Source organism: Burkholderiales bacterium (genome assembly GCA_036262035.1).
Taxonomy (GTDB): Bacteria; Pseudomonadota; Gammaproteobacteria; order Burkholderiales; family SG8-41; genus JAQGMV01.
In genome coordinates this window covers 199,426-212,253 of sequence record DATAJS010000015.1, presented here as the reverse complement: position 1 = coordinate 212,253, position 12,828 = coordinate 199,426, and the positions used below count along the sequence as shown (strand labels likewise).

At 67.4% G+C, this 12,828-nt stretch carries 11 protein-coding genes; all 11 read right to left on the bottom strand.

Annotated features, from left to right (window positions below; translation table 11 throughout):
* Positions 1-63 precede the first annotated feature (63 nt).
* Positions 64-1,428 (bottom strand): MmgE/PrpD family protein, encoded by a 1,365-nt coding sequence (locus VHP37_19620; protein ID HEX2828572.1) that lies wholly within the window; start codon positions 1,426-1,428, stop codon positions 64-66.
* A 178-nt stretch (positions 1,429-1,606) separates the two neighbouring features.
* Positions 1,607-2,569 (bottom strand): tripartite tricarboxylate transporter substrate binding protein, encoded by a 963-nt coding sequence (locus VHP37_19615; GenBank protein ID HEX2828571.1) that lies wholly within the window; start codon positions 2,567-2,569, stop codon positions 1,607-1,609.
* Between the two features lie 150 nt (positions 2,570-2,719).
* Positions 2,720-3,961 carry a methylaspartate ammonia-lyase gene (locus VHP37_19610; GenBank protein ID HEX2828570.1) on the bottom strand — a complete coding sequence of 414 codons (1,242 nt, stop codon included), beginning with the start codon at positions 3,959-3,961 and terminating at the stop codon, positions 2,720-2,722.
* Between the two features lie 14 nt (positions 3,962-3,975).
* The gene (locus VHP37_19605; protein HEX2828569.1) at positions 3,976-5,340 is read right to left on the bottom strand and encodes an MmgE/PrpD family protein; all 1,365 of its coding nucleotides are present in this window, start codon (positions 5,338-5,340) and stop codon (positions 3,976-3,978) included.
* Positions 5,341-5,353: 13 nt separating this feature from the next.
* On the bottom strand, positions 5,354-6,493 hold the full coding sequence (locus tag VHP37_19600) for a DUF1116 domain-containing protein (protein HEX2828568.1): 1,140 nt from the start codon (positions 6,491-6,493) through the stop codon (positions 5,354-5,356).
* Positions 6,486-7,037, bottom strand: coding sequence for an SRPBCC domain-containing protein (locus tag VHP37_19595; protein ID HEX2828567.1), 552 nt, complete (start codon positions 7,035-7,037; stop codon positions 6,486-6,488). Before VHP37_19595 ends, VHP37_19600 begins: the two co-directional genes overlap by 8 nt.
* Positions 7,027-7,512: a (2Fe-2S)-binding protein gene (locus VHP37_19590; protein HEX2828566.1), complete on the bottom strand. Its 486-nt coding sequence runs from the start codon at positions 7,510-7,512 to the stop codon at positions 7,027-7,029. Before VHP37_19590 ends, VHP37_19595 begins: the two co-directional genes overlap by 11 nt.
* On the bottom strand, positions 7,509-8,312 hold the full coding sequence (locus VHP37_19585; GenBank protein HEX2828565.1) for an FAD binding domain-containing protein: 804 nt from the start codon (positions 8,310-8,312) through the stop codon (positions 7,509-7,511). Before VHP37_19585 ends, VHP37_19590 begins: the two co-directional genes overlap by 4 nt.
* Positions 8,309-10,768: a xanthine dehydrogenase family protein molybdopterin-binding subunit gene (locus VHP37_19580; GenBank protein ID HEX2828564.1), complete on the bottom strand. Its 2,460-nt coding sequence runs from the start codon at positions 10,766-10,768 to the stop codon at positions 8,309-8,311. The genes VHP37_19585 and VHP37_19580 overlap by 4 nt, the downstream gene beginning before the upstream one ends.
* Complete coding sequence (locus VHP37_19575; GenBank protein ID HEX2828563.1) at positions 10,765-12,024, bottom strand: amidohydrolase/deacetylase family metallohydrolase; 1,260 nt, start codon at positions 12,022-12,024, stop codon at positions 10,765-10,767. The genes VHP37_19580 and VHP37_19575 overlap by 4 nt, the downstream gene beginning before the upstream one ends.
* Positions 12,014-12,715, bottom strand: a complete 702-nt coding sequence (locus tag VHP37_19570; GenBank protein ID HEX2828562.1) for a GntR family transcriptional regulator — start codon at positions 12,713-12,715, stop codon at positions 12,014-12,016. The genes VHP37_19575 and VHP37_19570 overlap by 11 nt, the downstream gene beginning before the upstream one ends.
* Positions 12,716-12,828 lie beyond the last annotated feature (113 nt).

Genomic DNA, 12,828 nt, shown 5'->3' with positions numbered 1-12,828 from the left:
ACCACGCACCCTACGTTGCATTCGTCTCGTTTCGTAGGGTGCGCGCAGGCGCACCGCGCCGTTTTAACCCCGCGCTGACAAGAGTTTCAACAACTCTGTCGCATTTCGCACGTCTTCTAGCGATGCGACACACTCGACGAGCGCCTTGCACTGCGCGGCGCCCAGCACCGGCTCCACCTGCGACACCACTTTCCGCGCGAGCTCGTCGTCGCTCAACGGATTCTCCGGCGCGCCTTTGGCGTACTTCACATGGCGCTCGATCGTCCGCCCGTCTTTCAGGCGCACTTCGAGCGGCGGGTACGTCGCCGGCGGCTGCTCGCGGTCGGCGGCGACTTCGACGATGCGCATGAGTTTCTGTACTTCCGGCTCGACGTTGCGCGGCGGCACGAACTGGTCGAGCGTCGCGCGCCCGCTGTTCGCGCCGACAGCGAGCACGTACTGGAAGCTGAACTGCGCATCGAGCAGGGTTCCGATCTCGGGGCGGTCGAACTGGGTCTTGTTCTGCGCGTTGCCGTGCACGACCATGCGCTCGATGTCCTCCGCGCGCGCCCCCGTCTCGTTCATGATCTCGAACAGCGCGTCGATCGTCGCGTGCAGGCCGCGGCAGCACGAATAAGGCTTCATGCCCGAGCGCGCGATGCGGAACTCTTCGCCCAGACCTTTCAGCGTCGCCTCCGGCGTCGCGATCTCGCGCGCGTAGGTCGAGTAGAAACCGCCCCACTTCGCTTCGAGCACCTGCCGCGGGCCGGTTATGCCTTCTCTCGCGAGCAGCGCCGCCGACAAACCGGTCTCGGCGGCCTTGCCCGGATGGAAGCGCTTGGTCATCGCGCCGTCGGCGAGGAACGCCCAGATGCCGCCGGTGTACGTGCCTGCGACGCCGAGCGCGTCGGCGTAACGCTCGCTGTCGAGCTTCAATAGCTTCGCCGCGCCCGCCGCGGCGCCGAAGGTGCCGCACGTGCCGCTCGAATGCCAGCCCAGGTCGTTGTGATAGCGATAGCCGCCCGCGCCTTCGGTCACGCGCGCCGCGACGTCGTACCCCGCGACGATCGCGGTCAGCACGTCCTTGCCGCTGACGCCTACGCGCCCGGCGATCGCGAGCACCGCGGGAATCACGACCGCGCCCGAATGCCCGCAACCGCCGAAATCGTCGAGCTCCAGCGCGTGCGACGCGGTGCCGTTGACGAGCGCGGCCTCGCGCGCCGGCAGCGTGTCACGGCGTCCCCACAGCACGCCCGACCCGGACGCATTCTCCAGAGTCCCGCGCACCGTACGATCGACGATCTGCGCCACATCGGTCTGCGCGCCGGCGATCCCCGCCGCGAGCGTGTCGATGAGAAAGCGCTTCGCGAGCCGAATGGTCTCGGCCGGCAGCGCCTCATAGCGCGCGTCAGACCAATACGCAGCAAGCTGTTCAACCAGTGTTTTCATATACGCACGTCCGCATGATCCGGCCCCCTTTACGCCCTTGCCTTTCACCTTGGTCTGCTTTTGCTTTTTTGAATAAAGCGTTTTTACTTTGCGCCCTTGGTTCTTTCCTTTGCGTCCTTTTTCTTACCTGCTTTCAAGAAAAGCCAGGGTCAGACCCCGATGAAGCCGGGGTCAGACCCTATTCCACGGTGAGGCCGACGGTTTTGATGAGCTTGGAATAGCGCGCGAACTCCGACTTGATATGCGCCGCAAGCTGCTGCGGCGTCCCGGTCGCGGCGTCGATGCTCTGTTTCCTCAACCGCTCGATGACGTCCGGCTGCGCGAAGCCCGCGACGATGTCGGCGTTGAGCCGCTTGACGGTCGCCGCCGGCGTCCCTTTGGGCGCGACGATGCAGTTCCATCCGCTGACCTGATATCCCGGCATGCCGCTTTCGGCGAACGTCGGCACGTCGGGCGCATTGGCCGAGCGTTTGCCGGCCGCGACCGCGAGCAGCCTGACCCTCTTGGTCGTCGCGTGCGGCAGCAGCGACGAGATGCTGCCGAGCATCAGCGCGATCTGTCCGCCCGCGAGGTCGGTGATGGCCGGACCGTTGCCTTTGTACGGCACGTGGATGATGTCGATGCCGGCCGCGTTCCTGAACATCTCGCCCGCGAGGTGGTTCGCGCTGCCGGTACCCGCGGAGCCGTACGAGAGCTTGCCGGGATTCTGCTTGGCGTAGGCGACGAGCTGCGACACCGATTGCGCGGTGCTCGCCGGCCCGACCGCGAGCACGTACGGCTGCGTGGTGAGCAGCGAGATCGGCGCGAAATCGCGCTCGGGGTGGTACGGCAGCTTGCTCTTGAGCGCGGGCGTGACCGCGAACGTCGTCTCCGACGAGACGAGCAGCGTGTAACCGTCCGCCGGCGAGTGCGCCGCCATCTCCGCGCCGATCGCGGTCGCGGCGCCGCCCCGGTTGTCGACCACGACGTTCTGTCCGAGGCGCTTGGTCAGCACTTCGGCGGTGAGCCTGCCCATGATGTCGGTCGGGCCGCCCGGCGGATAGGGCACGATGAGCCGGACGGGCCGCGCCGGATAGTCCTGCGCGAGCGCGGCGTAAGAAACGAGAAGCAGTCCCACACACAACACATCGAATGTTTTCATGCTGAGCTCTCTTTATTGTGAAGACCGTTTGCGTTGCATTGCGCGCGCTGCGCGCCGTGCGTCACGGGATTGCTTCGTCGCTGCCGCTCCTCGCAATGACGTCATCGCGAGGAGCGCGAAGCGCGACGTGGCGATCCCGTGGCGCACGATCTAGGTCCGCGTCTCGAGTATCGCGAGCGTCCGCGCCATCTCGTTGGTCTGGATCATCAGCGCCTCGTCCGCGCCGAGGCCCGGCTTGGACAGCATGAAATTCGGGCGGCACGCGAGGCCCATGTGGCACGAGATGCGCGTCGAATGGTCGGTCTCGTTCGCGGTGCCGCCGAGGCACGCGCCCATGCCGTTCTCCTTGCAGTAGAGCACCGCCTCGATCGTGTTGTGGATGCTGCCGAGGTCGGGCGTCTTGATCTGCACGAAGTCCGAAGCCGCGGCCTTCGCGAACAGCCGGATGTCGGGCAGGGTATTGCACCATTCGTCGGCGATGATGCCGACGTCGGTGCCCTGCTGCGCGAGCAGCTTGCGCAAGGCCGCGAACTTCTCGATCTGCTCGTCCTGCGTGCTGGCGATCATCGGCGACTCGACGAGGAGCTTGTACGAGCCCGACTCTTTTCTGAGACGTCCGATGTATTCGGCGATGCGCTCGACGTTCATCTCGAACAGCTCGCCGAGCGTGCCGTAGAGGTCGACGTGGATGCGCGGGTTGTAATCGGGGTCGCCGATCTCCTTGCAGCGCGATGCGACGCGCTTCACGAACGCCGCGAGCTTCTCGCCCTGCAAGCCGACGTGCTCGGAGACGATCTGGAAAGAGGCGTGCGGCAGCAATTCAACGCGCTTGAGGATCACGCGGTCGAGCTGGCCCGGATCGTCCTTGTGGCACGACGCGAGGATCGGAATCCGCTCCTTCGAGATCGTGCTACCGTATTCCCGGGCGATCACTTCCGCCATCGTGACTTTGTTCGACAGCGCCGCCGCGTGCAGCAGCGCCTGCGACACGCCGTAGCGAATCGCGGTGTGCAGGCGCTTGCCGGCGTGCTCGAACTTGTCCATCTCTTCGGCATTGCGCCTGAAGCTCGAGATGTCGCGCCCGCGCAGCGCGGCGGCGACCCCGGTCTTCACGTAGTCGATGTGGCCTTTGGCATTGAACGCGGGATCGCGCCCCGCGACGCCGGCGAGGATCACGTCGGCGCAATCGCCGAACGCGATCTGCCCGTCTTCGAGCACCAGCATGATCGAGATGATCGTCGCGGGCTCGATGATGCGCGTGAAGCCCGGCGACATCGGCTCGCCTTCGTAGAGACTGCCGTTGGGCTTCGCCTTGCCCGCCTTGATCGCGAGCAGGTCGCGGTGCATGTAGCCGGAGCGACCCGCCGCACAGATGACGTCCTTGACCTTCATTCCAGCTCCTCCTCTTATCGAACTACCGAATCCATCAGCGCCGCGACGCTCTCGGCGCGCTCGAGCCCCGAGACGATCTCCACCGTCCGTGCCGCTTTCGATGCGGGCACCCCGCCCCATTCCGCGCACTCGTTGAACTTGTCGACGAGCTCGTCGCGAGTCAACGGGTTGTCGGTCGCGCCTTTCGCCGGGTAATACGCTTCCGACAACGTGCGGCCGTTCTTAAGAACGACCTTGATGTTCACGCGCGCGTGCGACACCGTGATCGACGGATCGGGATAGACCTTCACCTTTCCGATCAGCGCCTGCACGTCGGGCCGCGACACCACTTCGTCGGTGATCTCGCGCAAGCCCAGGCGCCCGCGCAGCAGCGTGATCGCCGGCCAGTATTCGGCGCTGAACTTGGCCTGCAAGCCCGTTTTCGGCTCGTGATACATGAGGATGTTGAGCGAGTGCGGGCGTACGCCGCATTCGATCGTCTCGACGTCCCCGGCGGTGAAGCCGTGCTGAGCCGCGAGCGACTGCATGCCCTCGACCGCGCCGAGCGCGGACGCGCACACCGGGTGCGCCTTGAGATTCATGCCGCGGCCGAAGGTCTCTTCGAGGATGCCCCACGGTTCGCCGAAGCGGTCGACCTTGGAGAGGTCGTACTTGTCCGCGACGAGCTTGAGCCATCCCACCTTGCCTTCGAACGCGCTGCGCGCGCTGGTGAAGCCGCCTTTCGCGAGCAGCGCGACACGCACGCCGACTTCGTTGGCACGCCCGGCGTGAAACGGCTTGCAATGCGTGCCGAACTGTTCCTGGAAGCCGCCGGTTTCCGAGGCTGCGATGCCGAACGCATGGGCCGCTTGGCTTGCGCTCAAGCCGAGCAGCTTCGCGGCGGAGGCGGTCGCGCCGAAGGCGCCGATGCTGCCGGTCGAATGCCAGCCTTTCGCGTAGTGATCGCCGCAGTCGACCAGCGCCTCGCCGAGCTTCCACTGCACTTCGGTGCCAAGCAGGTACGCAGTGAGCACGTCCTTGCCGCTCGATCCCAGCTTCTCGGCGAGCGCGAGGATCGCCGGCACGATCACCACCGAGCCGTGGCCGATGAAGATCTGGTTGGTGTCGTCGTAATCGAGCACGTGCCCGAACACGCCGTTGGCGAGCGCGGCGTTGGTCACCGAGGTCCTGCCGCCGATGCCCATCAGCGTCGCGTCGCTCGCGCCGCCCACCGCCTGCACGTACTGCATCACCGGCTCGCGGATCGGCTCGGCCGAGCCCGCGATCGTGACACCGATACAGTCGAGGATGCACTCCTTCGCCTTGGCGATACCGGGTTCCGGGATGTCGCCGTAGCTCGTTTCGGTGACGAGCTTCGCGAATTTCTCGGTGAGATACACGCGTTCCTCCTCCTTATTCGAACAGCGGGAGCGGCGGTCGGAACACGCCGCGTCCGAGCAACCCTCGCGTGCCGCTCGCTTCGACCATGCCGAGCGTGACGATCGGCACGGTCTTCATGCGGCGTATCGTCTCCACATCGACGCCGACGCTTTTCGATGCGAACGCCGGATGCGGCGCTTGCAGGAGCGTGCGCGCCACCTCGGCCGGATCGCCGGTCAGGTAAGGCCGCAGCGCGTCGCGGGGCTCGGGCGCGTATTCCAGCGCCTGGCCGCCGAATCCCAGCGCATCGATAACGGCGCTGTCGCCGATCGCGCCGACGGCTTTCGCATTCTTGTCTGCATTCGGCAGACAGGGGCCGCGCGGCGCTTCGGCGCTGACCGTAATCCATCGGTCGGGCGCACCGGCGAGTGCGACGCCGAAGGCTACGCCGTTGCCGCCCATGCGCGTGATCAGCGTCCCCGGCGCTTTACCTTCGGCGGCGGATAGCATCAGCTTCGCCGCGGCCATCCAGAAAGTGAGGAACCACAGCGGCGTCGCCTTGACCGCTTCGATCAGCGAATCGGAGCGCGGCAGGCGCGCCTCGATGCGCGCGACCAACGCCGCGGTGGCTGCGGTGGTGCGGTTGTGCAGATCGTCGCCCTGTTCGAGCGCTGCGCGCGCGATCGGCAGGAGCTCGATCGGCTCGGCGAGCGCGCGGCCGAGCGTGGCGGCTTGCGCGCTGTCGCGCAGCGCGAGGCGATCGAGGATGCCGCGCTCTCGAGTACCGAAGCGCAGGTCGGGTCCTCCGGTCGTTCCCAGCGGCGCATACGCCGGCGGTGCCTGCCCGGCCGCGTCTTCGACCACGATCATCGTCGTCGAAGGCGACACGATCGCCGCGAGGGGGGTGACGCAGCGCCGCGATTGCGCGGGCTCGAGTCGCACGTCGCCGCTTGCGATCAGGCGCTCCGCTTCGTCTTCGCTCTTCGCCCAGCCTTCGTAGATGCACGCCAGCACCGCCGACGAGAGCACCGGCGCGCACGGCTTGCGCGGATCGACGAACGGCGGTCCGGCGTGCAGCAGCGTGCGCCCCTGCAACGCGAGCACTTCACCGGCGCGCGCAACGCGCGTCCACACCGGCCGCGCCGCAACCAGGGCCTGAAGGCCGTCACTCATTCTTGCCGCCGAACATGCGCTGGATGCGGCCGCGCGCGACCTGCATCATGAGGTCGGCCGCGTCGAGCTGAGCCGGCGCGGTCCGCGTTGCGCCGTCCGCGGTTTGCGAGAGCGTCGTGCGCAGGTTGTCGGCGAACTGCCGGGTGAGATTCGCGGCGATCTCCTTGACGATGCCCGGCCGCCCGAACTGCGCGAGCGCGCCGGTCAGCGCGTAATCGACCGCGAGACGCACGTGCGTGCCGTTCACCGTTTCGTGCAGCGAGAACTTCGCCGCGCCTTTGACGCGCGAGTTGGTGTTGCGATCGGCGCCGCCGCCCGAGAAGCAGCAGCCGTACTCTTCACCGTATTCCACGCCCCCGATGCCGGTGAAGTTGACGCTGATCGGGCCGAGCTTCACCGCGAAGACGATCTGCACCGGATCGGCCTGCGGGTCGCTCGTGAGCCGCGCGCCCGGAAGGCAGGACACGAGGACCGACAGGTCGCGGAACGCCGCCCACGCGCGCTCGCGCGCGACCGGCAGGTCGAAGGACTCTTCAAGATCCATGCGAGGCCCCCCTTCTCGATTCGAGCACGCGCGCGATGGCGCGCACGATGCCGACGTAACCCGTGCAGCGGCACAGGTTGCCCGCAAGCTCCTTGCGGATGCGCGCCTCGTCGGCGTCGGGCAGGCGCAGCACGATGTCGCGCGCGGTGACGAGCATCCCCGGCGTGCAGTAACCGCACTGGAGCGCGTGCTCGGCGCTGAACGCTTCCTTGAGATCGGCCATCACCGCATCGTCGTCGAAGCCTTCGATCGTGCGCACGCGCGCGCCGTCGCACGCGGCGGCGTAGGCGATGCACGAGCGCGCGGGCGCGCCGTCGACCTCGAGGGTGCACGCGCCGCACACGCCGTGCTCGCAGCCGAAGTGCGTGCCGGTGAGCCGCAGCTCTTCACGCACGAAATCGGCGAGCTGCGTTCGCGGCTCCACATGCGCGACGACCGCGCGGCCGTTGACGGTGAGCGAGATGGTCTTCTTCATGCCGAGAGCTGTGCAATCGCGCGCTTCAGCGCGGCGCAGTGGAGCTGCCGTTCGTACGGATCGTCGCCGACGCCGGCGGCTTCGACAGCCTCGTTCACCGAACGATCGTCCGCGATCGCGCGCGCATCGGCGATGACGTGCGGCTTGCCGTGGGTCGCGCCGATCACCGCGCGGCACAGGTCGCGGCCGGGATCGACGAGGATCGCGGCGAGCGCCTCGGCGAATTCGCCGGGCTTGCGGCAGAACTTGTAGTAACCCCAGCGCGCGCCGTCCGAAAGCCGGGGTATGCGTATCGCGGTCAGGACCTCGTCGTCGGCGAGCGCGGTGGTGAAAGCGCTGACGATGAAATCCGCGGCTTCGATCTCGCGGGCGCCGTGTGCGCCATCGACGATGACCGTCGCCGAGAGCAGCATCATCGCCGACACCCAGTCGGCCGCCGGATCGGCGTGACACAGGCTGCCGCCGATCGTTCCGCGATTCCTCACCGCGCGATACGCGATGTCGGATGCGACTCTCCGCATCAAACCGCGGGTCACGTCGGGCACGAGACCGTCCTCGATGGCCGCGTGCGTGGTGCATGCGCCGAGGAGCAGCGCGTCGTCGGTGAGCTTGATGTCGCGCAGGCGCTCGAGCGCGCGCACGTCGACGAGCAGCGCCGGCTGCGCGAGACGCAGGTTGAGCATCGGCCCGAGCGACTGACCGCCGGCGATCACCTTGCCCGTGCCTTCGCTCGCGGCAAGAAGGTGCACCGCCAGCGCGATGTCGGTGGGCCTCTCGTAATCGAACGCGGCGGGTTTCATGCGCGTCCGTCATTCCCGCGAAGGCGACGCGAAGCGTCGTCCCCGCGAAGGCGGGGACCCATCTTGATTTGGTGCAAAGATGGATTCCCGATCGTTTCCGCTGCCGCGGGTCGGGAATGACGAGCGCTCTCGATGGCCGCCAGCAACCTTCGCGGGCTCACCGGCGTCTCGGTGATCTCGACGCCGAGATCCTTCAACGCATCGTTGATCGCGTTGACGATCGCCGCCGGCGGCGCGATCGCGCCGCCCTCGCCGATGCCTTTCTGCCCGAACTCGGTGTACGGCGAAGGCGTCTCCATGTGCACGATGCGAACGTTCGGCACCTCGGTCGCGCCCGGCAGCAGGTAATCGGCGAGGGTGGACGCGAGCGGCTGGCCTTCGCTGTCGTACGGCATCTCTTCGTAGAGCGCGGTGCCGATGCCCTGCGCGGTGCCGCCGTAGATCTGGCCGTCGACCACCATCGGGTTCACCAGCGTGCCGCCGTCTTCGACGACGACGTAATCGAGCAGCTCGACCTGACCGAGCTCGGTGTCGACCGCGACCGCGACCGCGTGACAGGCATAGCTGAAGGTGCCGGTGTCGACTTTCGGCTTGTAGCCGGCGACCACTTCGAGGCCGCCGGGGTCGACGTCGGCGGGGAGGCGATGCGGCAGGCGATACCAGGTGAAAGCGACCTCGCCGAGCGCCATCGTCCTGCCGCCCGCGCGCACCTCACCGTCGCGCAGGCTGAGCTCGTCCGGCGGCGCCTGCATGAGGTGAGCGGCGATGTTCTTCACGCGCGCCGCGAGCTGTTTGCACGCGCTCGCCACCGCGCCGCCCGACATCACCATGCAGCGCGAGCCCCACGTGCCCGTCGAGTACGGCGTGACGCCCGTATCGCCGTGCACGACGCGCACGCGCTCGGGATCGACACCGAGGATCTCGTTCGCGACCTGCGCCAGCGTCGTTTCCAGGCCCTGGCCGTGCGAGTGCGCGCCGATGCGGATCTCGAGGCTGCCGTCGGGTGTGAGCCGCGCATGGCACTGCTCGTGTCCCGGCACCATCGGGATGCCCCAGCCGTGATACACGCTGGTGCCGTGCGCGGCTTGCTCGCAATAGATCGAGACGCCTACGCCGATGCGGCGTCCGTCCGTGGCGAGGTTCTTCTGGCGCTCGCGCCATTTCCCGATGTCCAGCGCCTCCACCGCGCGCCGCACCGCCTCCGGGTAATCGCCGGAGTCGAAATGTTTCTTGGTGATGTTGTCGTACGGCATCTCGTGCGGCTGAACGAGGTTCTTCAGGCGCACTTCGTAAGGCTCCTTGCCCGCGGCGCGCGCGACCGCGTCGAGCGCGACTTCGAGCGCGAAGCACACGCCGGTGCGCGCGACGCCGCGATACGGCAGGATGCCGGGCTTGTTGGTCGCCGCCGACCACGTGCGGCAGCGATAACGCTCCATCTTGTAAGGCCCCGGCAGGATCGAGCCGACCTGCGCGGCTTCGAGGCACGCCGAGAACGGATAGAGCGAGTACGCGCCCGAATCGACGGTCGCTGCGCAGTCGATCGCGAGGAGCGTGCCTTCGCGGTCGGCATACAGCGTGAGGTCGTAATCGTGCTCGCGGCAGTTGGCGTTGGCGGTGAGCTGCTCGCGGCGGTCTTCGAGCCAGCGCACGGGCCGCATGAGCCTGCGCGCGAGCCAGCCCAGACACACTTCCTCAGGAAGCAGGATGCCTTTGTAGCCGAAGCCGCCGCCGACGTCGGGCGCGATGATGCGGATCGCGTTCTGGTCGAGCCCCAGCGTCTCCGAAAGGCCCGCCCGATTGACGTGCGGCATCTGCGCGGCGGTGTGCACTTCGAGCTGGCCGAGGCGGTCGTTCCATTCGCACACCACGCCGCGGCCTTCGAGCGGCGCCATCGACTGGCGCGCGGTGCGCAAGTGGCGCGTGATCTTGATCGGCGCGCTGCGACGGACGTCTTCGAGATCGTCGTCGACCAGCGTCTCGAGGAAGACGTTGTCGCCCCATTCGTCGTGCACCAGCGCCGGCGGCGCGGTGCGCGCTTTCACCATGTCGACGACCGCGGGCAGGTCTTCGTAGTCGACGAACACCTGAGCGGCGACGTCTTCGGCTTCGGCGCGCGTCGCGCCGACGCACATCGCCACCGCCTCGCCGACGTGGCGCACCTTGTCTTTGGCGAGCGGCCAGAGGTCCGAAGGCTTGAAGCCTTGCAGCGCCGACACCGCGCGGATCGGTTTGACATCCGTGAGATCGGCCATCGTGAAGACGCGGTCTTCGAGGCCGGCGGGTTTCTCGATGCTCCGGATGCGCGCATGCGCGACCGGCGAGCGCACGAAAGCGACATCGAGCATGCCGGCGCGATGGATGTCGCCCACGAACTGCCCGCGGCCGTTCAGGAAGCGCGCGTCCTCCTTGCGCCGCAGCGGCGCGCCGACGCCGCGCTCGGAGCGGGCGACGGTCACGCGGCGAGCACTTTCGGCAGGATCGAGGCGTCGGCTATGTGCCGCTCGCCGCGCGAGAGGCAGTACGCGGGCGTCAGCATGCGATCGCCGACGAGCTGCGTGCCTTCGTTGTCCGTCAGCACATAGCGGCCGCGATCGTCGTTCAGCACCGAGATGTCCGCCTCGCGTCCGACTTGCAGGGTGCCGATCGTGTCGTCCATCCCCGCCATCTTCGCGCTGTTGATCGTCGCCATCGCGACGACGTGCTCGAGCGGAAGGCCCAGCGCCAGCATCGCGGTCATGCCGGAGACGAGCGAGAAGCGCGTGGTGCCGGCGAACATGTGGTCCTTGTCGGGGTGCTCGTCGGGCGTGCCGGCGGGTTTCGGCACCGTGGTGTTGTAGCCGTGCATGTCCGCGCCCAGCGTGTCGGGCACGATGCCGGCGTCGAGCGCGATACGCGCCATCCTGAAGCTGAAGTGCGAGCCGTAGCCGACGTCGACTTTCGCGCCGTTGTCGATCGCGGCGCGGGCGAGCGCGTTCACCTTGCCGTTTCGGTCGACGAAGCTGCCGGGATGTCGCGAGAACGGATGCGCGAGGACGTCGCCGGGCTTGAGCAGCTTGGCCACTTCGCCGAAAACGCTGTCGGGATCGAGGCGCGGCGAGCCTTCGGGCAGCGGCCAGAGCTGGCCGAAATGGATGTAGAGCGGCAGGTTCGCCTTGCGGCCGATCTCGGCCGAGAGCTTCATCACCTCCACGCCCCAGCGCTCGAAGCCGCCGATCTCGGCATGGCACTTGAAGCCTTTGACGATGTCGCGGTTCACCGAAGCCGCTTTGACCGTCGCCTCGACGTTCACGCAATCGGGCTTGTAGAGCTCGGGGTAGTAATGGCCTTCCATGCCGCCGACGAGATAGGCGGAGAGGAAGGTGACGACGCGGCTCTTCTTCGCGTTCACCACGAACTCGCGAAACGCGGGCAGCGTCATGCACGAAGGGCCGCCCTGGTCGATCAGCGTGGTCACGCCCGAATGGACGCCGCACATGTCGGCTTCGAGACCGAAGCGTCCGGTGACGTACTGGAAGACGTGGGCGTGAGTGTCGATGAGACCGGGGAGGACGAGCTTGCCGGTGGCGTCGAGCGTTTCTTTGGCCGCGGACGGCGCGATGGTCTGCTCGATCGCGGCGATGCGTCCGTCCTGCACCGCCACGTCACGGCGGCCGTTGATGTTCCGGGCGGGATCGATCACCGTCCCGCCGCGGATCAGGATGTCATACGACATGGCGCTGTGCCTCCTCGGTCTCGGCCGGCTCCGCCGCGAGCGCTAGTTTGTGCAGGGTGATGTGGCGGATCTCGGCCTTGCTCGAATCGATGTGGGCGTGCAGGAGCGCGATCGCGTCGCTCTCCTTGCGCGCGAGTATGGCGCGCAGCAGCTTGGCGTGCTCTTCGTACGTCGTCGCAAGCCGCGGCGGCGTCAGGAAGTCGAGGCGGCGGATGATGCGGATGCGCTCGGTGATGTCGCCGTGGATGCGCGCCATCTCGGCGTTGCCCGAGGCGGCGACGATCGCCGCGTGGAAGTCCTCGTCGAGCTTCGCGATCCTGTCGCCGTCGGTGAGGCGCTCGACGGGCGGCACGAGCCAGGCGCGGCGCAGGTGTTCCAGGTCGGGAAACGGATCGGCGCGGCAGATCTTCTGGATCGCCATCGCTTCCAGCCCGACGCGCACGTCGTAGAGATCCTCGAAGTGCTTGAAGTCGAGCGGCCGCACCATCCAGCCGCCGTGGCCTTCGAGCTTCACGACATAGCCTTCGCGCACCAGCATGTAGAGCGCGACCCGCAGCGGCGTGCGCGAGACGCCGAGGCGGTTCACCAGCTCGCTCTCTGCGTAACGCTCACCCGGCCGCATACGGAACTGGGTCAGATCGTCCTTCAGCCGCTCGTAGACGGTCTGGACGAGATTCGATTTGGTCTGCATCCGCCGCATCCTAACCCGAATCCCAAATTGGATTCAATTAAGGATTCAGAGAAGGCGGGGCTAGCGGCCGAAGGTTTCTCTGCGTCCTCTGTGTCCTCTGCGGATAAAAACGC

Excerpts from the sequence above, each read along its gene's own strand:
- VHP37_19620 (HEX2828572.1), bottom strand. The coding sequence starts at position 1,428 with ATGAAAACACTGGTTGAACAGCTTGCTGCGTATTGGTCTGACGCGCGC.
- VHP37_19615 (HEX2828571.1), bottom strand. The coding sequence starts at position 2,569 with ATGAAAACATTCGATGTGTTGTGTGTGGGACTGCTTCTCGTTTCTTAC.
- VHP37_19610 (HEX2828570.1), bottom strand. The coding sequence starts at position 3,961 with ATGAAGGTCAAGGACGTCATCTGTGCGGCGGGTCGCTCCGGCTACATG.
- VHP37_19600 (HEX2828568.1), bottom strand. The coding sequence starts at position 6,493 with ATGAGTGACGGCCTTCAGGCCCTGGTTGCGGCGCGGCCGGTGTGGACG.
- VHP37_19595 (HEX2828567.1), bottom strand. The coding sequence starts at position 7,037 with ATGGATCTTGAAGAGTCCTTCGACCTGCCGGTCGCGCGCGAGCGCGCG.
- VHP37_19590 (HEX2828566.1), bottom strand. The coding sequence starts at position 7,512 with ATGAAGAAGACCATCTCGCTCACCGTCAACGGCCGCGCGGTCGTCGCG.
- VHP37_19585 (HEX2828565.1), bottom strand. The coding sequence starts at position 8,312 with ATGAAACCCGCCGCGTTCGATTACGAGAGGCCCACCGACATCGCGCTG.
- VHP37_19575 (HEX2828563.1), bottom strand. The coding sequence starts at position 12,024 with ATGTCGTATGACATCCTGATCCGCGGCGGGACGGTGATCGATCCCGCC.
- VHP37_19570 (HEX2828562.1), bottom strand. The coding sequence starts at position 12,715 with ATGCAGACCAAATCGAATCTCGTCCAGACCGTCTACGAGCGGCTGAAG.